Origin of the sequence: Fluviicoccus keumensis, from assembly GCF_004217445.1 — a bacterium.
GTDB lineage: Bacteria > Pseudomonadota > Gammaproteobacteria > Pseudomonadales > Moraxellaceae > Fluviicoccus > Fluviicoccus keumensis.
On record NZ_SHKX01000011.1, the window covers coordinates 280,141 to 305,990 of the forward strand.

The 25,850-nt window shown below is 64.9% G+C and carries 14 protein-coding genes; all 14 read left to right on the forward strand.

Features of this window, described 5'->3' with window-relative positions:
- Positions 1 to 241 precede the first annotated feature (241 nt).
- On the forward strand, positions 242 to 1,867 hold the full coding sequence (locus EV700_RS06625; RefSeq protein ID WP_165391357.1) for a ShlB/FhaC/HecB family hemolysin secretion/activation protein: 1,626 nt from the start codon (positions 242 to 244) through the stop codon (positions 1,865 to 1,867).
- An 11-nt stretch (positions 1,868 to 1,878) separates the two neighbouring features.
- A complete protein-coding gene (locus tag EV700_RS06630; RefSeq protein ID WP_207224598.1) occupies positions 1,879 to 3,723 on the forward strand; it encodes a DUF2341 domain-containing protein in 1,845 nt (614 codons plus the stop codon).
- Positions 3,724 to 3,739: 16 nt separating this feature from the next.
- Positions 3,740 to 4,141 (forward strand): ExbD/TolR family protein, encoded by a 402-nt coding sequence (locus tag EV700_RS06635; protein ID WP_130412021.1) that lies wholly within the window; start codon positions 3,740 to 3,742, stop codon positions 4,139 to 4,141.
- Entirely contained in the window at positions 4,138 to 4,839 is a 702-nt protein-coding gene (locus EV700_RS06640; protein ID WP_130412022.1) for a cell envelope integrity TolA C-terminal domain-containing protein, read from the forward strand. The genes EV700_RS06635 and EV700_RS06640 overlap by 4 nt, the downstream gene beginning before the upstream one ends.
- 79 nt (positions 4,840 to 4,918) lie before the next feature.
- The gene (locus EV700_RS06645) at positions 4,919 to 6,961 is read left to right on the forward strand and encodes a putative porin (protein ID WP_130412023.1); all 2,043 of its coding nucleotides are present in this window, start codon (positions 4,919 to 4,921) and stop codon (positions 6,959 to 6,961) included.
- 11 nt (positions 6,962 to 6,972) lie between these two features.
- Positions 6,973 to 7,668 (forward strand): hypothetical protein, encoded by a 696-nt coding sequence (locus EV700_RS06650; protein WP_130412024.1) that lies wholly within the window; start codon positions 6,973 to 6,975, stop codon positions 7,666 to 7,668.
- 6 nt (positions 7,669 to 7,674) lie between these two features.
- Entirely contained in the window at positions 7,675 to 8,106 is a 432-nt protein-coding gene (locus EV700_RS06655) for a YbjN domain-containing protein (protein WP_130412025.1), read from the forward strand.
- A gap of 75 nt (positions 8,107 to 8,181) precedes the next feature.
- Positions 8,182 to 20,136 carry a filamentous haemagglutinin family protein gene (locus EV700_RS06660; RefSeq protein WP_130412026.1) on the forward strand — a complete coding sequence of 3,985 codons (11,955 nt, stop codon included), beginning with the start codon at positions 8,182 to 8,184 and terminating at the stop codon, positions 20,134 to 20,136.
- 223 nt (positions 20,137 to 20,359) lie between these two features.
- Positions 20,360 to 20,761, forward strand: a complete 402-nt coding sequence (locus EV700_RS16810; RefSeq protein ID WP_165391358.1) for a CsgE family curli-type amyloid fiber assembly protein — start codon at positions 20,360 to 20,362, stop codon at positions 20,759 to 20,761.
- A 50-nt stretch (positions 20,762 to 20,811) separates the two neighbouring features.
- Positions 20,812 to 21,249 (forward strand): curli assembly protein CsgF, encoded by a 438-nt coding sequence (locus tag EV700_RS06670; protein WP_165391359.1) that lies wholly within the window; start codon positions 20,812 to 20,814, stop codon positions 21,247 to 21,249.
- Positions 21,250 to 21,316: 67 nt separating this feature from the next.
- Positions 21,317 to 22,192 (forward strand): hypothetical protein, encoded by an 876-nt coding sequence (locus tag EV700_RS06675; protein WP_130412032.1) that lies wholly within the window; start codon positions 21,317 to 21,319, stop codon positions 22,190 to 22,192.
- Between the two features lie 134 nt (positions 22,193 to 22,326).
- Complete coding sequence (locus EV700_RS06680) at positions 22,327 to 23,394, forward strand: CsgG/HfaB family protein (RefSeq protein ID WP_130412034.1); 1,068 nt, start codon at positions 22,327 to 22,329, stop codon at positions 23,392 to 23,394.
- 21 nt (positions 23,395 to 23,415) lie between these two features.
- Positions 23,416 to 23,988, forward strand: coding sequence for a hypothetical protein (locus EV700_RS06685; protein WP_130412036.1), 573 nt, complete (start codon positions 23,416 to 23,418; stop codon positions 23,986 to 23,988).
- Positions 23,989 to 24,126: 138 nt separating this feature from the next.
- Entirely contained in the window at positions 24,127 to 25,683 is a 1,557-nt protein-coding gene (locus EV700_RS06690) for a substrate-binding domain-containing protein (protein ID WP_130412038.1), read from the forward strand.
- The last annotated feature ends 167 nt before the right edge of the window (positions 25,684 to 25,850 follow it).

Here is a 25,850-nt window from a genome sequence, read left to right on the forward strand (position 1 = left end):
CTCCATCCGGGCCGTGCCCGTTTCAGTCAATTCAGGGGGGCGGCAGCGGCGGAATCGAGACATCGTTCTGTAACAGTCGCCCCCGATACTGCCGCCTGTCGATCGGGACGGGCGGGAAGATACGCCGGTCGTGTCGTGATCGATCCGGCGACTGTAGCCGGTCTGTATTTAGGCAATGTGACAGTCAGTTTTCGCCGGGATGATGAAGCTGGGGACTGTCGGGCGAAGCGGAATTCCTGAGTTGATATCTTCGAATAGGGTAGCCGTCTGCTGGGCGGTCACAGCCATCGCACTAGCCGCGGGCTTCGCCAATGCGGCGGATGAAACGGGTTCGGCCGCCTCGGCTGCGCCGACGGTGCGACCGCTGCGGACGCTGGATCTGTGGGAAATCGTGGTGGACGGCAATACCGTGCTGGATGACTCCGACATTCAGGAAGTCCTGCTGCCGTTTCTGGGCCCGAACCGTGTTCCGGAAGATGTGGACCATGCCCGCGAGGCGTTGGAAAAGCTTTACGCCGATCAGGGCTTCAAGACCGTTTCCGTGACCATTCCCCGGCAGGCGGTGAAGGACGGTACGGTGATGCTGACCGTGACCGAAGGCCGCATCCGCCGCTTGAAAGTGGTCGGTAGCAAATACCATTCGCCCGAGCGCATTCGCCGCATGGCCGGGTCGATCGCCGAAGGCCGGGTACCGGACTTCAACGCCTTGCAGGACGATCTGGTGGCGCTTAACTCCGCCACGGACTTGTCGGTGACGCCGTCACTGCAGAACGGCCCGACGCCCGGCTCCATGGATGCCGATCTGGTGGTGGCGGACAAGTTGCCGCTGCACGGCATGCTGGAGCTGAATAACCGTTACAGCCAGAACACCAGCCACCGCCGGGTGTCGGCCAGCGCCTCCTATGACAACCTGTGGCAGCGCGGCGACAGCGCCGCGCTGTTTTTCCAGACCGCGCCCGACCGCGCCAGCGACGGCAAGGTTTTTCTGGCCAACTATGTTTTCCGCTTTGACCGCAAGCCCTACACGCTGCAACTGAATGCGCTGCGCACCGACAGTGATGTGGCGACGGTGGGCGGCATTGGTGTGGTGGGCAAGGGGTGCAGCGTCGGCTTGCGCGGGAACTGGCAACTGATCGCCACGCCGCAACGCATCGAGAACCTGAGCCTGGGGTTCGACGCCAAGAATTTCCAGAACCGGGTACAGGTGGGCGGGTCTTCCAGCGCCTCGCCGCTGCGCTATTACCCGGTGTCGCTGAACTATGCGCGGTTTGCCCGCTATGACACCCACACGCTGCAATTCGACGCCACCCTCAATTTCGCCTTCGCCAACCTGGGCAGCAGTTCCGAGCAACTGAACCTGACGCGCTACCACAGCACCGGGCAGATGCTCTACCTGCGGTCGTCGCTGGCATACAACCGCTTCCTGCCCAAGGGATTTGAACTGGCGGCGCGCACCACCGTGCAACTCAGCGAGCAGCCGTTGATCTCCAACGAGCAGCTGAGCGCGGGCGGCATGGACTCGGTGCGCGGTTACCTGGAGTCGGAAGCCCAGGGGGATTACGGCGCGACCGGCGGATTGGAACTGCGCGGGCCGTCGCTGCCGGATCTGATGCCGGAGGGCTGGGTGACCCGCCATGTTCAGGAGTTCCGTCCGTTCATCTTTGCCGACGGCGCCAGCCTGCATCTGCATCAGGCGCTGGCGGACAACGACCCGCACGTGGATTTGCTGAGTATGGGGGCGGGGATGTCGATGAGCGCCGGAGGACGTTACGGCGGGCTGCTGGACTGGAGCCGCCTGATGACGGCCGGACCCAACAGTCCCAAGGGGGATAACCGGGTGCTATTCCGTCTGTGGACCAATTTCTAATGAGTGAAGTCATGAGCAGCAAGATGATGTCGGAAACGAAGCCGGGCCGCCTGTCGCGGCTGACCGCCCGCGCCGGGGCATGCCTGCTGGCGGCGGGGACCCTGTTGATGTCGCCGGACGCCAGCGCCTGGTGGAACCACGATTGGGCATATCGCAGCCAGATTACGCTGGACGCCAAGGCCGCCGGCCTGAGCGGCGAGCAGGGCAGCGTGCCGGTGCTGGTCCGCCTGCATGATGGCGTCTTGAAGTTCAGCGATGCCGCCGCCGATGGCGCGGATATCCGCTTTGTGGCCGAGGACGACAAGACGCCGCTGAAGTACCACATCGAAAAGTTCGATCCGGTCTTCAATCTGGGCTTTGTCTGGGTGCAGTTGCCGAAGCTGGCCGTGGACAAGCCGACCACCGTCTGGATGTATTACGGCAATGAAAAGGCCGTGGCGGAATCGGCGTCCAAGGACACGTATGACGCCAACCAGTCGCTGGTCTATCACTTTGGCGAGAAGGGCGCTCCGGCCGCGGATGCGACGGTCAACCGCAATACAGCCATGACGGCCGTCTCCACCAATGAAAGCGGCCTGATCGGCAACGCTGCCCGCTTTGACGGCAGCAATGCGGTCAACCTGCCGTCCACCCTGAGCATTCCCGGCGGTAACGGCATGACCTGGTCGGCGTGGGTGAAACCGGCGGCGGCGGAAACCTCCACCATCTTTGCCTGGCGCGGCCAGACGGCGCTGACCATCGGCCTGAACAACGGCTCGCCGTATGTGGCGATTGACGGTTCGCCCACGCCGTTGTCAGCCCAGATTGCCGATAACAACTGGCACCACGTGGCGGTGATCGCCAACCCGGTGCAGACCCAGCTGTATGTGGACGGGCAGCTGCGCGGCACGCTGGCGCACGGTTTGGCCAGCGGCATCAGCGGCGTGGCGACGTTGGGCGGCGATGGCGCGGTGCAGCGTTTCCACGGTGAAATTGACGAACTGCAAATCTCGAAGACGGCGCGCGACGCGGGCTGGGTGCAAACCCAGGCGATGAACCAGGGCACGGCCGACAAGCTGCTGAAGTTTACCCCGGCCGAACAGCAGTCCGGCTTCAGCACCGGCTATTTCGGCGTGATCATGGCGTCGGTGACGCTGGACGGCTGGGTTGTGATCGGCGTGCTGCTGGTGATGATGCTGATCAGCTGGACGATCATGGCGCGCAAGGGCTTGCAGGTAGGTCGCGTCACCCGCGCCAATACCGCCTTCCTGGAAACCTTCAAGTCGGTGAAGGGCGATTTCGCCCAGTTGCACCAGGCCACCATCCCCAATGGCAACAGCACGCTGAAGCTGGAAGAGGACACCCTCGACCTGCTGCAGGATGCGCCGCTGATGCACATTTTCCACACCGGCATTGACGAACTGCATGACCGTTTGCAGATCGATCCGCGCACCGGCAAGCCTTTAACCGTGTTGTCCGACCAGTCGATCGAAGCCATCCGCGCCACGCTGAACTCGTCGCTGCTGCGCGAATCGCAAGCGCTGAACAAGAGCATGGTGTTGCTGACCATCGCCATTTCCGGCGGCCCCTTCATCGGTCTGCTGGGTACGGTGGTGGGCGTCATGATCACCTTCGCGGCGGTGGCGGCGGCGGGGGAAGTCAATGTCAACGCGATCGCTCCCGGTATCTCGGCGGCGCTGGCGGCGACGGTGGCCGGTCTGTTCGTCGCGATCCCGGCGCTCTTTGGCTACAACTACCTGCTGACCCGCACCAAGGAAGCCTCGCTGGAAATGCAGGTCTTCATCGAGGCCTTCATCACCCGCATGGCGGAAAACTACAACGATCCGGCGGCGCTGAGCGCCATGTCGGACAAGTAAGGGGGGGAGCGCCGCCATGCAGATGAATGAAGACAAGGCCTACGACGATATCAACATCACGCCCATGCTGGACCTGTCCTATGTGCTGCTGGTGATCTTCATCATCATGACCACCGCCGCCGTGCAGGGGATGAAGGTCAATCTGCCCAAGGCCAGTGACCAGCCCAGCCTGTCGAAACCGAAGACGGTGGCCATCACCATCACCAATGACGGCAAGGTGTTCATGGATGCCGTACCGGTGACGATGGCGGAGCTGGAAGACCGGATGCGCGCCAAGAAGGCCGAAAACCCGGAAGTGCCGGTGGTGGTTCGCGGCGACAGCGAGACCCAGTACCACAACGTGGTGGATGTGCTGGCGCTCCTGGGCAAGCTGGACATCACCCAGCTGGGGCTGGTGACGCAACGGTTGGTGCAATGAACACGGCCGTGGCGGGCGCGGCTTCGCGGCGGCGCAAACCGAAAAATCCCTGGGTCGGGCGCATCGTTCAGGCCGTGATTGCGCTGCTGATCATCGGACTGGTGGTTCTGGCGGTGAAGGCGGTGATGTCCGGCCACAAGACGAAAAAGCCGGTGCCGGACGTGGTGCAGCTGAAATTGCTGACGCCGCCCCCACCGCCGCCTCCTCCGCCCCCGCCGCCGAAGATGGAGCCGAAGCCGGAGACGGCGAAAGTGGAGCAACAAGCCCCGACGCCCACACCGCAAGCGCCCGCACCGAAGCTGGATTCACCGCCCGCGCTGGCGGCGGACAGCAGCGGTCCGGGCGATCTGGCGGGCAAGACCGGGGGAACGCCCTATGAAGGCCCGGCGACCGGCATCGGTAATGGCAACGGCGGCAACGGTGAGGTTGCCCAGTACACCGCCGTGATTGTGCGGGACCTGCGGCGGGCCTTGCTGGCGGATGACCGCCTGCGCAGCACCATGCACAAGAAAGTGCGGGTGAGCGTCCAGGTGGCGGCGGATGGTCGCATTGAGCGGGTGACGGTGGTGGATGGCGAAAAACCGGACGTGGACCGCCTGCTGGAGCGCCGCATGACAGCGGTGGGACGGATTTCCAGCGCACCGCCGGACGGCAAGGCCGGGGTCTACGAAATCAATATTGAACCGGTTCGTTACTGACGGACCGGCCACGAAACATCTTACTTAACGTGACGCGGCCGTTCTCCTGGCGGAGACGGCCTGATCGGAGACTTTGCGAATGAGCACACTCAGGCGTTCCGCCCCCCAGGCCGCCTCTCCTGTCCTGAAGCCGACCTGCCTGGCGCTGGCGCTGGCGGCGGTCTGGCTGTCTCCGGCCCAAGCCGCCGAGGTTAAGGCTGCCGCCGCGGCAACGCCGGGGGCCGCCATTTCCCCGGACGCTTCCCGCAACCTGCTGCGCTACCTGATCAATAGCGGCGCCTTGTCGCTGGACGATGTGCGCAAGACGGTGGAACAGATGGCGGCGGACAAGAAGTCGTCGGACGATTTGCTGAAGTTTCTGGTCAGCAGCAAGGCGCTGAGCGTGGACGACGCCCGCAAGCTGGTGCAGCAGTTGCAGGCCGGTCAGGCCGCGCCGGAAGCGGCTCCGGCTGCGCCGGTGAAGCCGGTTGCCGTTGCACCGGTAGTCGCGCCGGTTGCCCCGGCTCCGGTGGTGACTCCGACGGCTGCTCCCGTTGTGGCGGCTGTTCCCGCCCCGTCGTCGCTACAGGTTCCGGCCGCGCCGGTCGCCGTGACGGCTGTTCCGTCAGCCCCGGCGGCTGCGGTTGCCGAACCGGCGGGCCGGGTGCGCGCGGTCTACCTGCCGGACAGCGAGCGCCAGAAGATTCGTGATGAGCTGAAAACGGAAGTGCTGGAGGCGGCCAAGAAGGAAGGTTGGGTGCAGGTGGAGGCCGCCCCGGAATGGACCCGCCGCCTGAAGTTTTCCGGCGACCTGATGGTGCGCCAGCAGAACGATATCTACGGCGACAACAAGATCAACAGCGTCATCAACGGCGTGGTGGTGCAGCAGGCGACACCGGTCATCAATTACGGCGCCATCAACGCCGGTTCGCCGGTCAATATCGCCGCGCCCGCCACGGGGCAGCCGCTGGTGATTCCGGCGCTGAATTCCGATCAGGACCGCGCCCAGTCGCGGCTGCGTGCGCGCCTGGCGTTGCAGGCGCAGGTGAATGAACGCGTGGACGCCTTGTTCCGCATCACCACCGGCAACACCACCAATCCGGTCTCGACCACCACCACTTTCGGCCCCGACCTGAACAAGCCGGGACTGGCGCTGGACCGTGCTTATCTGCGTTACCAGCCCGCAACCGGAACCACGATGTCGGTGGGGCGCATGGCCAGTCCGTGGCTGGCTCCGACTGAGCTGATGTGGGACAAGGATCTGGGCTTTGACGGCATTGCCGCACAATACCGGCGCGGCTGGGGCGAACACGGCCGCCTGTTCGCCACCGGCGGGGTGTTTGCGCTGTCCGGCGCGGATACGAACTTTCCGGCCAACAGCCTGACCAAGATCGGCAGCAACGATCGCCGCCTGTTCGGCCTGCAACTGGGCGGCGACTGGCAGGACCGGGGAACGGCCTACCGCGCCAGTGTCGGCTATTACGATTTCCAGCACCTGCAGGGGGAATTGTCATCGCCATGCTATGCCCCCAATGCCTCCGTGGCCTGCGATACCGACCATACCCGCGCCACGTCGATGCAGAAGGGAAATACGGTATTCGCGATCCGTCAATTGACGCTGGCGAACGCCACCGATCCGCAATACCAGTATTTCGGGCTGGCGTCGGCCTTTCGCGTCGCCAACCTCAACCTGACGGTGGATCAGTCGCTGAGCGGGCCGCTGCATTTCCAGTTTGATCTGGAAGCGCTGCAGAACCTGGCGTTTGACCGCTCGAAGGTGATCGCCAAGACGCCGAACAACAACTACGGCAATTGCAGCACCGCCGGATGCGTCCCGGCCTATGACGGCGGCGACATGGGCTATCAGTTCCAGGTGCGGGTGGGTCACGGCAAGGTGGCCGAGCGCGGCCAGTGGAACGCGCAGTTCGGCTATCGCTATATCGAAACCGATGCGGCCCCCGATGCCTTCACCGATTCGGATTTCCATCTGGGCGGCACCAACGCCAAGGGCTTCTTTGTTGGCGGCAGCTATGGCTTCAGCCATAACGCCTGGGTGGGCGCGCGCTGGCTGAGCGCTACCGAAATCACCGGCATGCCGCTGGAAATCAATGTGTTGCAACTGGACGTGAACGCCCGGTTCTAAGGAGACAGGGGATGAAAACCGCTCGCCTCATCCTGTGGGTCGCGCTGGCGACGGCGGGGTTGTCCCGTCCGGCGCTGGCCGCCGATCCGGCTGCCGACCGCCTGCGCGATCAGGTGCGTCAGGCCGTGCTGGAAAAACGCCAGCTGGAAGATGAAAACTTCCAGCTGAAGGCGCAACTGGCCGCTGCCCAGACCGAAGCCGCCAAAGCGCCCAAGGCCGCGCCCGCGCCGAAAACTTCCCCGGAAGTGCTGAAACTGCGTGAAACGACGCGGGAGCAGAATGACCGTTTTGTGGCGCTGCAAGCCGAACTGGAAGGCGTGCGCGCCGAGCTGGCCCAGGCCCGCAGCGAACTGGCCCAGACAGGCGTGGCGCTGAAGGAGTTGCAGGCGGTGCGCCTGCAACAGGCCGGGATGCTGCAAAGCGGAACGGCGCGGGAAAAGATTTGCCTGGACGCCAACGGCAAGCTGGCAGACCTGACCGCCGAGGTCCTGGGTCGCTACCGGCAGCAGGATTTCTGGGAAGCCCTGCGCGAACACGAAACCGTGACCGGCCTGTATCAGGTGACGCTGGAAAACCTGGTTCAGGATTACCGCCACCGCATGCAGGACGCCACCTTGCCACCGGTGCCGGATGCTGCCCCGGCCCCGGCGGAAGCCATCAATCCGGCGTCTGCCATCCGTCATCTCCGTCGACCTTCTCAAGGCTGAATACCCATGAACGAAACCCTGCTGACCGCCCTGACTCCCGCGCTGATCATCGATGCCCTGCAACAGGCGGGCTGCCGCGCCGCCGAGGTCCGTCATCAACAGGACGTGGTCATCGAAAGCGCGCTGCAAGGCCTGGGCTTTACCGTGGCCTTCGGCAACCGCCTGCCGGACGAGAGCGGTGAACGTTATGTGGATTGCGCCTTCCGTTGCGTGTTGCGCATTCAAGGCGATTTCCCCGAAGAAAAAGTGGCGCTGTGGAACCGGGACCGCCGTTTTGCGCGGTTGGCCCGTCATGGCGACGCGCTGGTGCTGTCGCTGGATGTGCTGCCTGCGGGCGGCGTGTCTGCGGCCTGGCTGCGGGCGCAGGTGGAATTGTGGGACCTGCTGTTGCGGGAATACCTGCGTTTCCTGCAAGCGCCGGCCGCCGAAGCGGCCTGACCGTTTCACCCCCGAATAAACCCGCCCGGCGCGGAGGATGTTCCGCCGGGTCTGTTGTTGTCTGGAGTTACCGCCATGATCCGCCGCACCCGTTTCCCGCTTCCGGCTCCGCTGCGTTCGCCGATCCTGACGTTATCCGTGGACGGTGGTTTGCGGCTGGCCATTCTGGGCGCGGTCGGCTGGCTGCCGACGGCCGTGATGGCGGGGCCGGTATTCGGTACGCCGGGCTGGTTTGCGCAGGCGCAGCAGACAGCCGCCGGTCCGGTGGTTCCGGCGGCGTCAGCCGCGCCGGTCATCAATGCGGGTTCCGTGGCGACACCGATGGCCGCCCAGACGCTGGCGGCGCGCTCGATGGCCGATCTGGGCCGGGCAGCGGCCGCGATTGTGGCGGCGCAGAAAGCGCAACTGGCGGCGGCGCAGGTAGCGGCCGCCAACTCCTTGCCCACCGGTCTGTCCACCGGCGGTTTGCAGGTGGCGGCGGGCGTTGCCGGTCATGGTGCGGGTTGCGCTGCGTCGTTCACCTGCCTGTGGCAGAACGCCGATTTGCCGACACAGGCGGTCGGCAGCGACGGCAAGACCACCGTCACCATCAACCAGACCGCCAAGAAGGCGATCCTGAGCTGGGATTCCTTCAACGTCAGCGCCGACACCATCCTGCATTTCGACCAGCATCTGGGCACGCAGGGTGATGGCAACAATGACTGGGTGGCGTTGAACCGGGTGGGAGCCGGGGCGTCGATGAGCCGTATTTACGGCCAGATCCAGGCGGACGGTTCGGTGTATTTGATCAACCCGAACGGCATCCTGTTCGGCGCGGGCAGCAAGGTCAACGTGCATTCGCTGCTGGCGTCATCCTTGCCGCTGTACCTGCCGCTGAACAGCGCCAGCCTGACGCCCGGCGATGATCCGGCATATCTGGCCCAGTCCAACCGGCTGTTCCTGACCAGCGGCCTGAATACCGTCGGGCAGGGCACGGCCAACGGCAATATCCTGGGCATCGGCTCCGGCGGCGTGCAGTCGCTGGCGGCCAACAGCGCCGCCAACCAGCTGATTCTGCCCGGCGAGGTGGAAACCGAAGCCGGGGCGCGCATCGAGGTCAGCAAGCTGGGCTATGCGTTGCTGGCCGCGCCCACCGTCAACAATGCCGGTTATATCCGGGCGGTGGACGGGCAGGTGATTCTGGCCGCCGGTCTGGGCGTGGCATTGAAGAATCCGGCCAGCGGCTCGCAATTATTGACGCCGGTGGTCAGTGGCCGCTTGGTGGATGCCGATCATGGCAACGCCGATGTGACGCCGGTGACGACCCTGACAAATACCGGCCTGCTGGAGGCGGTGCGCGGCGATGCCCGGCTGCTGGCGGCCAACGTAGTGCAGGACGGCGTCGTGGCGGCCACGTCCAGCGTCAGCCGTCCCGGCAGCATCAGCGTCAGCGCCATGGATGAGCAGGCGACGGACTCATCACAGGCGCGCACCGGCTCGGCGGTGCTGACCGGGCGTTCGGTCACGGCGATGCTGCCTGACGGCAACGGCGAAACGACCATTTCCACGGCGGCGGCCACGCAGTCCTTCCAACCGGGCAGCATCGCCGTGAGCGGCGCGGCCGTGACGCTGCAGGCGGAGGCGCTGGTGGAAGCGCCCGGCCAGAAAGTGACCTTGGCGGCGGTGTCGCAGGATGACGCCCTGATCGCGCCGCGCGCCCTGAAAGACGGCGCCGTGGCCGGGCGGGTTTACATTGACCGTGATGCGACGGTGGATGTCGCCGGGATTGCCGATATCCGTCTGGCCATGAACGACAATCTGGTGACGATTGCCCGTCTGGGCCTGAATGAACTGGCCGATTCGCCGCTGCAGCGGGATAGTGTGCTGTATGGGGCGGCCGTGGTGATCGACAGCCGGCTTTCCGGCACCCGCGATGATGGCGTCAACTGGGTGGGTACGCCGGTCGCCAACCTGAGCGGTTATGTGGACCAGATAGCCCGCAACATCAACCAGATGCTGCTGAACGGCGGCACGGTGACGCTGGCGGGCAACGAAGTGCTGGCGCAAAGCGGCTCGCACCTGAATCTGGATGGCGGTTATGTGCATTATCTGGGCGGCCTGGTGCAGACCACGCGCTTGCTCAGCGCCAACGGTACGCTGGTGGATATCGGCGCGGCCGATCCCTTCGGCGCGTATGTCGGCATCGCCGGGTTGATGGCCGACAAGAACAGCCGCTGGAACCTGACCTCGACCTATTATTCCCCCTTGCTGAGCGGCGGCGCGGGCAGCGCCGTCTATGAATCGGATTACCTCAAAGGCGGCAATGCCGGGGTGCTGAATGTGCTGGGGCTGTCGGCGGCGGTGTTGTCCGGAGATGTTTCCGCGCAAGGTTTAAGCGGCCGCTATCAGGTGGGCAACGCCAAACCGGCGGCCGGAGGAACCCTGAACCTGGGTGCGGGCAACAACAGCGCCTTGTTGAACCTGACCCTGCCCAGCCCGACCGCCGCCTTGCCCGCCGGACGCAGCTATGTGGTGGTCAGCGACGCCCGGACGCTGAACGAGCGGGTGGATGGCACGTTCACCGCAACCACGGTGCTCCCGGCTGCTACGGCGGCGGCCGATGACACCGCCAACCTGTCGCGCTGGACCGAAGTCTCGGCCAAACTGGTGAAGGACGGCGGCTTTTCCAACCTCAATGTGCTGGCGGATGACCCCGCGTCCACCGTTCCCGGCGGCGAGATTGTTGTCAAGGCCGACGCGGCGCTCAGCGTGCGCGACGGCGGCGGCATCAGCCTGACCGGCAGCCGCATTCGTGTCGATGGCGACGTGAGCGCCCGTTCCGGCAAGATCAGCCTGACCGGCACCGGCCGCACCTGGCTGGCGGGTACCACCACCGCCGACACGGCGTCTGACGGCCCGTTGGCGGGGGATATCATCATTGGCGGCAGCGCCGTGCTGGATGCTAGTGGTCGCTGGGTCAACGACAGCGGTCGTGACGCCGACAGCATCGACGGGGCAGCGGTCCTGAACGGCGGCGCGATCAGTCTGGTGACCCGGCAAAGCGCCATGACCGCCGGCGGCAGCGTTACCGACACCACCGGCTCCATCCGGCTGGAAAAGGGCAGCTTGCTGAACGTGGCCAGCGGCGGCCGTGTGCTGCCGTCGGGCAAGGTGGCGATGAAGGACAATGTGGCGCTGGGCAAGGGCGGCGACATCAGCCTGCAAACCTATGTGCCGACCCAGCTGCCTTTTGGCGGCGACGGCGCGCCCGGCCTGCCGACTGATGAACCGGTGTCCCGCGGCCGTCTGGTGCTGGACGGCGATCTGCGCGCCTATGGCTTTGCGGGCGGCGGCTCGCTGAATCTGCGGGCTCTGGGCATCCAGATCGGCGGCAGCGCCCCGGCGGACCAGCCGTGGGTGCTGACCCTGCCGGAAAGCTGGTTTGCGGGCACCGGTTTTGGTTCGGTGCAGTTGCAGGCGGAGTACAACGCCGAAGTCGCGCCGCTGGCCAAGGTCAACCTCAGCCAGAACAGCTTCCTGCTGAATGATCTGCTGTCGCCAACGCTGGCGGCGACCGGGACTGATCTGGCCACCGCCGGTTTCCTGCATATCGGGCGTCAGGATGATTACCACCGGCAGGCGGTCAATTTTGCCCTCTATGGCGGTGATTACGCCACCTGGCATACCGCCGCGCTTGGCGGCACGCCGCCGGATTACAGCGCTGACGGCATTACCGGCGCGGTGACGCTGGGCAAGAACGCCGTGATCAGCGCCGATGCCGGGGCCAACATCGTGCTGGGTTCGCATACCCAGGTGACGGTGGACGGAACCATCACCGCCCACGGCGGCAGCATTACCCTGACCGGCGATACCGCCCGGGGCGGCTACGCGCAGAACCCCGGCCTGATCGTCAACGGCAATGCCTGGACCTCGGACAACAAATCGGTGTGGCTGGGCGCGAATACGCTGCTGGATGTGTCGGGAACGGTATTGCAGGACCCCTACGCGGGCAAGGCGGGGTTTACCGTCGCCAGCGCCGGGAAAGTGCTGGATGGCGGAACCATCACCCTGAGCAATGACACCGGTTATGTGATTGCGCTGAACTGCCTGGATAGCGGGGAATGCAGCGGCGACACTGCCGCGCGGGCGGCGCGGCTGAATGTATCGGGTGCGGCGGGCAGCCTGCTGACGGCATCCGTTACCGGGTCACAATGGAAGCCGCGGGCGGTGGCGGGCAATGCGGGCGTGATCCGCCTGGGCGCGTCAAAGGGACTGTATTTCCACGGGGACATGCAGGGGCAGGCCGGGTCGGCCGCCACCGAGGGCGGTGCGCTGGAAATCCGGCCGCTGACCGGTCGTCTGCAAACAGCAGAAGACTTTGCCGGCGCCACGGCGCTTAGCCTCAGCGCCAAAGCGATTGCCATGCCGGAAGGAGCGAAGCTGCCCGGTCAGAGCGACACGCTGATTGAAGAAGACGGCCCCACCGGCGTCCTCCATTTCGCCACTGACAGCCTGAAGAACTCCGGTATCAGCCGCCTGCATCTGGGCGTCGACCCGACGCTGAACACCGCCGCCGCACCGCTGCCGACGCTGGTGACGGAAAATATCGACCTGACGCTGGGCCGCGAGCTGCTGATCAATACCTCGGTCATCCGCGGCCCGGCGACCAGTATTACGGTCGAGGTGAATGAAGAAACCGGCGATCAGACCGGCAAGGTCATTTTCAACACCCCGTCCATCACCATTAATCTGGACGCTCCCTACGTCGGGCTGAGCGGCTTGCAGTATGGCGGTAATTATCCGCAGTATTTCGCCACGGACGATTTCAACAATGTCATTCCGACCGATGTGGACGGTAACCCCCTGCTGACGGCGGCGTTCGCCCGCGACTACACCGCGCGCGATGTTTTCCGTTACAAGGACGAAGACCGGATCATCACCGTCTATGCGCCGACCACGGATGACTCCGGCGACACCTCGGGCAGCGACCTGCTGCCGTTGTTCTACCGTTCCACCCTGAACATCAACGCCGACAACATGGATATCGGCGGGCAGTTCCTGGCCGACGGTTTCGCCAAGGTCAATCTGGGGGCGACGCAGGACATGCGTTTCGTTACGCCGTCCACTTACGATTACTTGCGCGACCCCGCCAATCCCGCTAAGGCCAGCGCCATTCCCGGCTCGCTGATGACCACGGCCGACCTGACGCTGACCGCCGGGCAGTTGTACCCCGCCAGCGGCAACAAGTTTGTGCTGACCGCGCTGGGCCATTCGCTCAGCCATGTCGAGGCCGATGATCCCACCGATCCGGAAACCTCGTACACCCAATACACCGAAACGACCGGCGGCTCCATCACCATCAAAGGCACGGGAGCGAAGACCGTGACGCCGTTGTCCGCGGGCGGCAGCCTGATCTTCAATGCCGCAACCATCAGCCAGCAGGGCGTTATCCGCGCGCCCGCCGGCGAGATTGTGCTGGGGGCCGGCATCAGCGCCACTGACGGCGAAGCGCAGTCCTTGCTGCGCTACAACGCCATCAGTCTGGATGGCAGCACCCTCAGCGTGCAGATGCCGGTGATGGCGACAACCTCGGTGACGCTGGCGAAGGACAGCCTGACCTCGGTATCGCTGGATGGCCTGACCGTGCCCTACGGCGTTACCGCCGACGAGCAGAACCTGCAATATAACGGCAGCGTCTATTCGGGGGCCGGAGCCGCTACGTCCTCGGCGGTGCTGACCTCGTCGCCCGACAAGCAGATCCGCGTGCAGGGCGGCACGGTGAAGCTGGTGTCGGGCGCGGTGGTCAACCTGACCGGCGACGGCGATCTGCTGGCGCAAGAGTGGGTGGCGGGCACCGGCGGCTCGCGGGATGTGCTGTCCGCCTACAACACCAGCTATGCGACCGGCAGCGCCGTGAAAGCGCCGTTGTACAAGGACGGTCGCACGGTATACGCCGTGCTGCCGGGCAAGCAGTCCGCGCTGGCGGCCTATGATCCGCAGCTGACCGGCGACCCGCTGATCGGCAAGGCGGTCTGGCTGTCCGGCGTGCCGGGATTGGCGGCGGGCCTGTATACCTTGCTGCCCGCGCGTTATGCCGTGCTGCCCGGCGCGTTCCGCGTGGTGCAGGACACCGCCGTCACCGATGCGCTGGCGCAGGACAACCGCCTGCTGGCCGACGGTACGGTGCGTGTCGCCGGTTACTTCGCCGACAGCTTCACCAAGCATCGCGACAGTCGCAACAGCGCCTTCCTGGTGCAGTCGGAACAAGCCTGGCGGCAATATTCGCAATATTCGCTCACCAGTCTGAACCAGTATTTCGGCGGATCGGAAGGCAACGCGGCCATTCTGCCGGAAGATGCGGGCAAGCTGATCCTGCAGGCGGGCAGCAGCCTGTCGCTCGGGGCCAGGCTGGCCGCCGGGTCGAAGCACGGCTTGGGCGCGGAACTGGATATCGCCGCGCCCCGGCTGCAGATCGCGGACCACGATGTTGCCGCCCTGGGCGGCTATGTGAAGCTGGATGCCTCGGAACTGAACACGCTGGGTGTCAGCCGTCTGGTGCTGGGCGGCGTCAGCACCCGCACGGCGGAAGGCGATCTGCTGCGGGCGGTAGCGAATGCGGTGGTGATTGATACGGCGAAGGACGGGTTGCGCGCCCCGGAAATCTTGGCGCTGGCGCAAACGCCCGCCGCCACCGACGAGATGCCGGAACCGGCCCCCGGCGTTGTCACGGTCAAGACGGGCAGCCGCCTGATCGCCAGCGGCTCCGGCGGCCGCCAGCGCAACGCCGCCATTCAGGTCGGCCTGCTGCCGGACAGCGATGAAAACGGCAACGACATTGATGGCGCCAGCGGCGACGGCGCCCTGTTGCGTTTGAGCGCGGGCGGAGCGGTGGCGGTATCGCGGGTGAATGTGCCCGGTGTCGATGGCGAAGGTGATGTCGCTACCGGCCTGCTCACCATTGGCGACAATGTCAGCCTGCGCGCTGACGGTTCGGTGACCCTGGATGCAGCCGGGAATACCGTGATTGCGCCTACCGTGGCGGTCAGCGCCAAATCCTTTGACGCCAACAGCGCCCTGGTGGTAATGACCGGCCGTGCGTCTTCCACCCAACCGGCGGCCGGGTTGGTGGTCGGTCCTCAGCTGCTGGCGCAACTGGCGGGGATTGACGACATTGCGCTGCGCAGTCGCGGTGAGCTGCGTCTGGACGGCGATTTCGCACTGGTGACGAGCGGACGGCTGACCTTGAGCGCCGCCACGGTGATCAGCGATGGCGGGCAGGCCAGCCTCAAGGCCGGTCAGCTGACGCTGGCCAATCAACTGGAAGGCGAGCCGGATGACAGTATCTCCGGCCTTGGTCAACTCACGCTCAACGCCGACCGCTTGATCCTCGGCGACGGCAATCTCCGCTTCAGCGGCTTGCGCGCCCTGAACATCAACGCCACCCAGGGCATGCTGGGCGCGGGCGTTGGCGGACTGGACGCCGGTGATGCCCGCCTGACCCTGCAAACACCGTTGATCGCCGCCGCCACGGGCAGCAACATCACCCTGCGCACCAATGACCAACTGGTGGCCGGGGCCCAGGGCGCGGTTACCCCCACCGTGGCGTCGGGGGCGGGCGGCAAGCTGGCGCTGACGGCCTCTTCGATTGATTTCAACACCGCCGCCGTGGCTACGTCCGGCAAGATCAGCCTGACCACCCCCGGCGGCCTGGCCCTGGGCGACCACGCGAAACTGGATACCGGCGGCAGCACCGCCGTGCTGTATGGCAAGGAATCCTCCACGCCCGGCGGGGTGCTGGAACTGACCAGCGACGGCATTCTCGATATTTTCAGCGGGGCCGTGCTGGCCTTTGGCGCCAGCGGTCAGGGGCAGGGCGGGGCGCTGCGCATCCGTGCGGGCGGCGAACGTCTGGGGCTGGCGGGACAATTGCAGGGCCAGGGCGGTGACTTCAGCCTGGACAGCGCCACCGCAGTGGATCTGGACAGCCTGGCCGCCCGTCTGGACGGCGGCCGGGTCAACGGTGAGCTGGACATCATCACGCACAGCGGCGACCTGACCCTGTCCGCCGGAAGCCGGTTGACCGGTCAATCGGTGGTGCTGACCGCGACCGGCGACCGGGGCGACCAGGCACTGAATCCCGGCCATGTCGTCATTGACGGCGTGGTGAATGCTTCCGGTGAGTCCGGCGGCGTCATCAGGTTGAACGGAACCCGCGGTGTCACCGTGCGCGGCAGCCTGCTGGCGGTGGGCAGCGCGGCCGATCAGCGTGGCGGTTCGGTGCAGCTGGCCACCAGCGGGGCAACGAACGGGCAGTTGAATCCGGACTACGGCTACCAGCAGGTGACGGCGGCGGACAGCGGTGTTATCACTCTGGGGCCGACAGCGGTCATTGATGTCAGCGGCGGCCGGGCGGGCGGTTTGTCCGGCGGCAGCGTCGACCTGCGCGCGCCGCTGCTGAATAGCGGCGATGTCCGGGTATCCCTGGATGACGGTTCCGTGATTCGCGGTGCCCGCGCCGTGACGCTGGAGGCTTACGGCGTCTGGAGCACGGCGGACAGCAGCACCGGCGCTGCGCATTTCGACGGCGTGGTGGATGCCGCCGGTCGTTTCGACAGTCAGGGCAAGGTGCTGGCGGCCGGAGCGATCAATAGCGATCACCGCGATTTCTATAGCCATACCCTGTCGGAATTCGTGCGTGATCCGGGGTTCAATTTCGGCGACCGGTTCGCCGCAGTGGACAATTTCCGCAGTCGCGCCGGGGTAGAGCTGGTCAACGACAGCGCCGGCCGCAACGGCGGCGATATCAGCGTTCTCTCGAACTGGAATCTGGGCGCGCGGGATGAGGCCGGTCTGGGCCTGTACCGTTCCGCCGATGGCATCGCACCGGGTCTCACGCTGCGGGCGCTGAACAATATCCGCGTCAACGCCAGCCTCAGCGACGGCTTCGTGCAGACCGCCAACCTGTTGTCGCCGGGAGCCGCCCTGAGCGGTAACGGCGCGGCTCCGACGGGTGTTGAACTGGCCTCCGCCTCGCTGGCGGGGGGCGACTCGGCTTCCTTCACCCTGACGGCCCGCAACGGCAGCATCCGTCTGGACGGGCATGAAACCGTGTCGCCGGTCCAGGATCAGCCGACGGCGGATAATCCTGACGCCCTGGGTCGGCAACTGGTGACGCCCACGATGATCCGCACCGGCGTCGGCTCAATCCGCCTGCAAGCCGGTCAGGATATCGTGCTGGCGGACAGCATCGCGCCGGGCGTGATCTATACCGCTGGTCGTCCGGTCGCCGCCGTGGAAGCCCCGTCACTGGTGGTGACGGCGCAAGGCTTGCCGCTGTTCATCAATGCCGGTCAGACGGTTTCCGAAGCCGCCGGCGACATCCGCCTTAGCGCGGGGGGGAATATCCAGGGCATTCAAAAGGTCACCGATGCGACCGGCAAGCTGACCGGTGCGAAGAATGCCGATCTCAGCCAGTTCTGGTGGCCGTGGCTGCAGAACGCCTGTCTGGTCAGCGCCGCCGGTTGCGCGGGTAAGAACACGGCCGGGGTCAATTTCGGCATGTTCGGCCAAGGCATCCTCAGCACCGGCGGCAATATTGCCCTGACGGCGGGCGGCAACATCCGCGATCTCTCGGTCTCATTACCGGCGACCTGGCTGCCGTCCGCCACCGCCGACGGCAAGAGCGCCGTGACGGTGTATGGCGGCGGCAATCTGAGCGTCGATGCCGGGCGCAGCCTGCTCAGCGGCAGTTATTATGTGGGACGGGGCCGCGCGGATATCCGGGTCGGCAACGCTGTCAGCGCCGATCTTTATGACAGCAACTTCAACCCGACCGCGACCATCCTGGCGTTGCAGGACGCCACCATCAACCTGACGGCGGGCAGCTATGCCGAAATCGGCGGCATCTACAATCCGTCGTGGCTGTTCTCCGGGTTTGATGGCCTGAACTACAGCGACCGTTCGGCGGTCGCCATCCAGTCGGTGGGCAGCGGCGTGGTGCTGAACAGCCTGACCTCGCTACCCGGCGGCTCCTACGGCACCAATGACGACATCGACAGCCCGCTGACCCCGGCCTACGGTTTTGTGATGCCCGCGCATCTGGGCGTGGAAGCCCTGTCCGGTACGCTGGCCATCAAGCGCAATGCCGAGCTCTATCCCTCCGCTGACGGTCAGTTGAGCCTGATGGCGGGGGGAGACATCACGCTGCTTAACCGTGATACCAACAACACCTATATCGGTCTCATCGACGCCGATGCCTCGGTGCTGCCGTCGCCGCTGAATCCGGTCTTTACCCCGAAGACCGTCAGCTTCATCAAGTACGGGGCCAGCTCCGCCACCGACCTGCACGCCGCCAATCCATTGCATGCCGCCGACAGCTTGCCGGTCATCGTCTACAGCCGCGACGGCAGCCTGATCGACGGCAATATCTTCCGCGACTACAACGGCGCGGTGATCCTGTCGTCGCCGAAAGCCGCCGATATCCGGGTGGGCCGTGACATCGTCAATCTGTCCTTCAGCGGCCAGAACCTTTATGACTCCGACATCACCAGCCTGGCGGCGGGACGCGACATCATCAATCCGCCGCTGGTCGCCAACCAGAGCGTGCCGTTCATCGAATTGGGCGGCCCCGGCCTGCTGAGCGTGCAGGCCGGTCGGGACCTGGGGCCGCTCACGTCCGCCAACGAGGCCATGGCGCAAGGCTACCTGCCGCGCAGCAACCCGTCCTATCCCGGTATCCGCACCGTCGGCAACCAGAACAACACCTGGCTGGGCCGGTCCGGCGCGGGCATCTCGCTGTCGTTCGGCGTCGGGCTTGGGGTGGAAACAGACCGCTTTGCCGAAACCTACCTGAACCCCGCCGTGCTGCATGACCCGGCGAATCCGGCTGATACCCTCGGAACACCGGATTACCGGCAGAAGCTGGTCGCCTTTGTGGGGCAATGGCAGCAGGATCAAGCCGCGCGTCAGGGCAACCGGGTAACGGAGCTGATGAATGCCGCCAACCAGTGGAGTGTGTTGTCCCCGGCGGAGCAGGGGCGCTACGCCGCCCAGGCCTGGTCCGCTTTTACCCGGCTGGGCGGCGCGCAGAAGCAAGCGCTGGTGACGTCGGTGTTCCTCGACATCCTCAATCAGGTCGGCGCTGACTACAACAACGGCGACAGCCGCTTCAACGGTCAGTACACCCGTGGATTCGCCGCCATCAACACCTTGTTTCCGGCGGCTTCCGGCTACACCGAAAACAAGCTGAGCGGCCGTTATGGCGCGGAACAGAAGATCCGTACCGGCACGCTGGACATGCGCGGCTCCACCGTCCAGACCCAGCGCGGCGGCGATATCAGCATTGTCGGCCCCGGCGGACGGGTGCTGGTGGGCAGCACGTCCGCGCCGCCGCAAGTCGGCCGCTCGGCCGCCTCGGCGGGCATCGGCCCCAACAACCAGGGCATCCTGACCATGGAGCGCGGCAACATCGGCATCTTCGCCGACGACAGCATCCTGTTGGCGCAAAGCCGTATCTTCACCGAACAGGGCGGCGACCTGCTGATCTGGAGTTCCAACGGCGACATCAATGCGGGCAAGGGGGCCAAGACCAGTTCCGAACTGCCACCGCCGGAATATCTGTGCGATGACGATCACTTCTGTCTGGTGGACGCCAAATCGCAGGTGAGCGGCGCGGGTATCGCCGTGTTGCAGACCAAGCCGAACTCGCCCAAGGGCTCCGCCACGCTGGTTGCTCCGACCGGCACGGTGGACTTTGGCGAGGCCGGGGCGCGCATTTCCGGCAACCTGAACGTGGCGGCGGCGAAGGTGGCCAACGCCAGCAACGTGCAGACCGGGGGCAAGTCGGTGGGTCTGCCCGCGACGGGTGCTGACACCGCGGCGCTGGGCTCGGGTGCGGCTACGGCGGCGGCGGCCAGCCAGGCGGCGGATGCGGCTTCGGATGCCCGTCGCAAGCAGCAGCAGAAGGAAAACCCGGCCTCGGACTTCCTGTTCGAGATCGTGCGCCAGCCGGGACCGGCCTGCGATGCCAACGATCCCAAATGCCGTAGTTGAGTATCGGCTGATCACATACCAAGCCCCCGTTCGGGGGCTTTTTTTGAAGGAGCAGGCCGGCCGGCAGCGCCAGACGGCAACATCGCCAGCGCAACCGGCCGGTTCATTTCCTGAGCACAGACTCTTCATCAATCTGCCACGAATATGCAATGTGGTCCCGGCATCATCAGCGCCATCCGGAAGCTCGGGCTTCCACCCGGTACCCCACGGAGCAGAGACAAAGGTGAGGCGGATACGTTGGCTGGCGTTGCTGCCGGTGTTGCTGGCCGGGCAGGCGGGCGCGGGGGATGACCTGGGGCTGGGCGGCCTGTTGCTGAATGAAACCCGCACCTTCGCCGGTCAGGCTTTTTATAACGCCTTTACCGAAACCTGGCGGGCGCTGGATCCGGCCGGACAGTACTCGCTGGTGATCAGCGAGCGGCCGTCGGCGCGCACCGGCAGCCAGATTACGGTGCGCTACGGAACGGAAGAAGTGTACCGGCAGTTCATCCACTTCAGCGCCGAGCGCGCCGCCAGAGCGGGGCGGGCGGCGCCGGGGCCGGTGTTTGACCACATCGCCAGCGGCGAGGTCGATGAGCTGTTCGTCAACCCCGACCTGGCTCCGGACGAGATCCGGCTGAAATAAGCAGACGCTGATTGAACAACATGGGCAAGAAGACAGTGATGAGGCAGGCAATGACAAAGCGAGGCGTAAGGGCGGTTGCCGCCGTGGGCGTATGGATGGCGGCTTCGGCGGCGCTGGCGGGTCCGCTGGTCTACACCCCGGTCAATCCTTCCTTTGGCGGCAGCCCGCTGAACGGTTCGGTGTTGCTGAACGAAGCGCAGTCGCAGAACCAGACCAAAGCCCCGACCGACCCCGATGCCGCGCTGAAGGCGTTCAACACCCGTTTGCAGAATGCGCTGTTGTCACGCCTGACCACGGCCATGCTGCGCAACGTCACCAATGCCAATGGCGATCTGCAGCCGGGCACCGTCGACACCACCAATTTCACCGTGACCGTTGAACAGATCGAGCCGGGCGTGTTGCAACTCACCACTGTCTCGAAGCTGACCGGCGCGTCGCAAAGCTTCACCTTCAACGAATCCGACATTACGGACAGTGCAACTCCGTGATGAGGTAGCAGGTCGCCTCCGAAAAAGCAGACCCAAACCAACCACCACGTAACACCAGGAGTACACCATGTTCAAGAAACACCTGCTGGCAGCCGCCGTGCTGTCGCTGATGAGCGGCGCCGCCTTTGCCGAGAACGAAGCCATCATCGAGCAACTGGATGACGCCTCTACCGCCAGCACCGCCACCATCGAACAAGTTTTCACGGACCCGACCCAGGCGCACTTCGCCCAGGCCATCCAGAACCTGACGGATACCGCCACCATCAGCATCTACCAGGGCGCAACCGATACCGCCGGCGCCATTGACCCGACCGGCCCGGCCAGCACGGCTGCCCAGGCTACGGCTATCGACCCGACCATCAATGCCTATGCCGACCCGCTGGCCTACGCGCCGCTGACCGCCGCCGCCACCAGCTTCGCGCTGGTCAAGCAGGACGGCGCTGCCAATGCGATCGGCATGATCGTGCAAGTGACCGGTGATGAAGTGGCCGACCTGGAAGACAAGACCATCGACATCGGCGGCGTCACGGCCGGTATCAGCGGCGGCGCCATCAATGACGGCGTGGTGGACGTGGAGCCGGGCGTGGTTTCCGGCACTACCGACGCCAACAATGGCAACATCGCCGCCATCGGCCAAAGCGCGGAAGTGGTTGATCGCGGCGCTACCGTCCTTGGCGCCGGTGCGCAGGGCGATGCTTCTGACGGCGAACTGGCCCTGATCATCCAGATGGGCAGCGGCAACATCGCCCAGATCCTGCAGACCGGCGATGCCCAAGCGGCATTGGTTGTCCAGGATGACACCAACAACGATGCCTACATCGCCCAGTTCGGCGGCGCCAACAATGCCGCCACCATTACCCAACTGGCGTCCGGCGACATCGGCACCATCCTGCAAACCGGCGACAGCAACGTTGCCCGCATTTACCAGCATCCGACCTTCTGATGCCGGCCTGATACACCCATGGACCAAAACGGACGAGGGATTAGGCCGTTCTCAATGGACCTGAGGCTGCACCTTTCCCTCTTGCCCCGGACCGGGCAAGGGGGATTTCCTGTTTCCAATTTCCGGTAATCGTCATGCGAATCCCTTCTGGCTCCCGCCTTCTGACCCTTGCGCTGGCCATCGGCCTGCTATCCGGTTGCAATGTGGTCAACACCCGTCCCGTCGGCACCTTCGGCGCGGCGGAACTGGCGCCGCAGACCAACCTGACCCGTGATCTGCTCAGCCTGCCCCTGCCGCGCGGCAAGATCGTCACGGCGGTTTACGGCTTCAAGGACCAGACCGGTCAGTACAAGGCCAGTCCGGAAAGCAACTTCTCGACGGCGGTGACCCAGGGCGGCGCGTCCATGCTGGTCAAGGCGCTGCGCGATTCGAAGTGGTTCATCCCGGTGGAGCGGGAAAACCTGCAGGACGTCATTACGGAACGCAAGATTGTCCGCGCGCTGGACAGTGATACCGGGGAAGGGCGCGGCGGCGTCAAGCTGCCTTCACTGACCGGCGCGAAATTGCTGATTGAAGGCGCGGTCATCGGCTACGACTCCAATACCAAGACCGGCGGTCTGGGCGTGAAATACCTGGGCATCAGCGGGGCCAACCAGTACCGGGCCGACCAGGTGACCGTCAACCTGCGCGCCGTGGACATCAATTCCGGACAGATACTGCACAGTGTTTCCACCACGAAGACGGTGTATTCGGTGCAGCTGACCTCCGGCATTTACAAGTTCGTGTCCTACAAATCGCTGCTGGAGGCCGAGGTCGGCATGACCATGAACGAACCGGCCCAGGTCGCGGTGCAGGAAGCGATTGAAGCGGCGGTGGTGAACCTGATCGCCGAAGGCATTGATAACCGCAGCTGGATGCTTGCCAACGAGACGGACCGGAACCTGCCGATCCTGCAACGCTACCGTCAGGACCGCCTGCATCACAGCGAGCCTGAAAACCCGCTGGCGGTGGCCCGGAACAGCACCGATAACCCTTCGGCCCGTTTGGCCCCGGCGACGGTCTCGGACGGAGACAGCGCCTTTGACGGGCAGCCTTTGGCGGGTTCGCGTCCGATAACCGTGCCCCGTGCGCCAACGTCCAAAAATAAGAAGAGCCAGCCAGCCGCCACCCCGCTGACGCCGGCGTTCGGCTTTGATGAGTAGTCCTGATCCGGGAGTTCGGCCATGTCCAACGCACAGCGCGCCCTGACCCTGGGTCTGGTGCTTTTAGTCGGAACGGCTTCGGCGGCGGACCCGGCGGATGTCTCGGCCATTGAGCAGGCCGAGTCGGATTTTGTCACCGCCAACCCCGGTTCGGGGATGGCGGCGCTGGAAAACGAGATATTGCTCAGCCAGTCCGGCATTGGCAATTATGCCTTTGCCGAAGAGCTGGGCTCCACCCAGTCACGGATCAGCATCGAGCAGACCGGCGGCAACAACGCGGTTGGCGCATTCCAGGCCAATGGTCGCAACAATACCGCCGGCATCACCCAGTCCGGTAACGATAACTTTGTCACCGTGACCCAGGCGGGCGACAACAACAATGCCGATATTACCCAGTTGAATGACGCCAACCGGCTGGGATTGAACCAGTCCGGCGGCGACAACAACGCCCTGATTTCCCAAAACGGAAACTCCAGCCTGATCCTGAACCAGAGCGGCGCGCAATCCGCTGTCATCACGGTGGAAGGCGCGACCCTGGGGGTCATCACCCAAAGTTCCCCCAGTCTGAATATGACAGTTACAGGTACGCCTTGAGCGCTCTTTTTTCATAAAAGTTCCACGGCGATGTAGCAAATCATTCAATGAACTGAAACCTGCCCCCCCTAATCTGGCGTTGCTTTTTCGGGCAACCTGCACAATTAACCACCATACCCGATAACAGGGGAGTACATCATGTTCCAACTTAATCGCATCGCCCTCGCCGTGGCCGCCATGGTCGCACTGCCGGCTTTTTCCGCCACGGTTGTGGTTCCTGTCGCTCAAGGCACTCTCTACGGCGGTGGCGCCACGCTGCCCGCCGGTGCGTACATCGGCAACAAGTGGCTGGGTTTCAGCACCCCCAAGCGCCACGCCCTGACCTCGACCACCAAGAAGCTGCTGGACGCTGATCCGGCTGCTCCGGATTCGCTGTTCGGTTACTTTACCCAGACCGGCGTGAACGGCGACGTGACCAAGCTGTGGAAAGTCTCCTACTGCGCAACGGGTTCCGGCACCGGCCGTAACGTCATTCGCGGCACCGTCGATGCTTCCGGCGCTTGCCCGGACTACAGCGTAACCTCCGGCCTCAGCTTCGGCGCCGACAAGGCTTCCGCTGACTTCGCCGCCACCGACGCACCGTTCAGCGCTTCGGAATACGCGTCCTTCCTGACCGGCCCGCGCGCCGCCGGCAAGACCGCCATTGTGCAGCTGCCCGCCGTCGCCGGCGCCATCGGCATCATCTACAACAACGCCGACCTGGGCAACGTTGCCCTGAACCTGACCGAATCGCAGATCTGCCAGATCTTCGCCGGCACCATCAACAACTGGAACCAGCTGAACTCCAGCCTGCCCTCCAAGGCCATTATCCCGGTGGTTCGTTCCGACAGCTCCGGCACCAGCTTCAGCTTCACCAACCACCTGTCGGCTACCTGCCCGTCCGCTTTCCCGACAGCGGTTACCGGCTTCAGCACCAACTCCACGTTTGCGGCCGGCGGTGTCAACGCCACCGTTCCGTCCGGCACTATCCAGTCCAGCGGCAACGGCGGTGTGGTGACCTCCGTGCTGGCAACCGACGGCACCATCGGCTATGCCGAAGTGGCTGACGGTGAAGCCCGCGCTGCGCTGGCCGGCGGCAAGCTGCTGCGTCACGCTACGGTTTCCATCAAGCCCGATGTGGCCGCCTGGAGCGAAGTGGTCCAGCAATTCAACGCGGACGGCAGCCCGGTCCTCAAGAACGGCGCTGTGGTTTTCAAGACCATCAAGCACAAGGCCGAGAAGTACAAGAAGTTTGATCCGATCAAGGATCTGCCTGCTTCCGTCGCGGTTACCGCCGCCAGCGACAAGGTGTTGGGCAGCAACGACGCCAACGGCCGTCCGACCATTCTGGATCTGACCCCGGCCGCCGCCAGCGCCGCCGGTTGTGTCCAGCTGGTTGACCCGGCGGTGTACGCCAAGCCCGCCGTTGACGCCAAGAAGAATGACTACAAGCAGTACCCGATTGTCGCCGTCAGCTACCTGATCGGTTACAACACCGGCAATGCTGACATGTTCGACGCCGCCACCAGCTCGGTGGTCACCAACGTCGCCAAGGCTGACGCTGTTCGCGCGCTGTTCAAGGCGCCTTACGGCATCAGCACCAAGGTCAAGACCATCGGCAAGAAGAGCGGTTTCGCCGCCCTGACCCTGGGCCTGGACGCCACCGCCAATGCCGCCAGCGCGACCGCTCTGGTGGATCGCTGCATCGCCAACTAAGTCTGATGGCCTTGTGCCAGGCCTGACGACGAAGTAGACCCCCGCGCAATGCGGGGGTTTTTGTTACAAGAGTCCCGCCTGCTGACCTCAAGCTGCAATATTCCCTTTTCACAATACCGCGCAGTTCTCGCCAACCGGCGAAAGCCCACTCTGACTCTCTGCGGAGC

Bases quoted from the DNA above. Each gene is read 5' to 3' on its own strand.
- EV700_RS06630 (WP_207224598.1), top strand. From the start codon at position 1,879: ATGAGCAGCAAGATGATGTCGGAAACGAAGCCGGGCCGCCTGTCGCGG.
- EV700_RS06645 (WP_130412023.1), top strand. From the start codon at position 4,919: ATGAGCACACTCAGGCGTTCCGCCCCCCAGGCCGCCTCTCCTGTCCTG.
- EV700_RS06680 (WP_130412034.1), top strand. From the start codon at position 22,327: ATGCGAATCCCTTCTGGCTCCCGCCTTCTGACCCTTGCGCTGGCCATC.
- EV700_RS06650 (WP_130412024.1), top strand. From the start codon at position 6,973: ATGAAAACCGCTCGCCTCATCCTGTGGGTCGCGCTGGCGACGGCGGGG.
- EV700_RS06660 (WP_130412026.1), top strand. From the start codon at position 8,182: ATGATCCGCCGCACCCGTTTCCCGCTTCCGGCTCCGCTGCGTTCGCCG.
- EV700_RS06640 (WP_130412022.1), top strand. From the start codon at position 4,138: ATGAACACGGCCGTGGCGGGCGCGGCTTCGCGGCGGCGCAAACCGAAA.
- EV700_RS06690 (WP_130412038.1), top strand. From the start codon at position 24,127: ATGTTCCAACTTAATCGCATCGCCCTCGCCGTGGCCGCCATGGTCGCA.
- EV700_RS06670 (WP_165391359.1), top strand. From the start codon at position 20,812: ATGACAAAGCGAGGCGTAAGGGCGGTTGCCGCCGTGGGCGTATGGATG.
- EV700_RS06675 (WP_130412032.1), top strand. From the start codon at position 21,317: ATGTTCAAGAAACACCTGCTGGCAGCCGCCGTGCTGTCGCTGATGAGC.
- EV700_RS06655 (WP_130412025.1), top strand. From the start codon at position 7,675: ATGAACGAAACCCTGCTGACCGCCCTGACTCCCGCGCTGATCATCGAT.
- EV700_RS06635 (WP_130412021.1), top strand. From the start codon at position 3,740: ATGCAGATGAATGAAGACAAGGCCTACGACGATATCAACATCACGCCC.
- EV700_RS06685 (WP_130412036.1), top strand. From the start codon at position 23,416: ATGTCCAACGCACAGCGCGCCCTGACCCTGGGTCTGGTGCTTTTAGTC.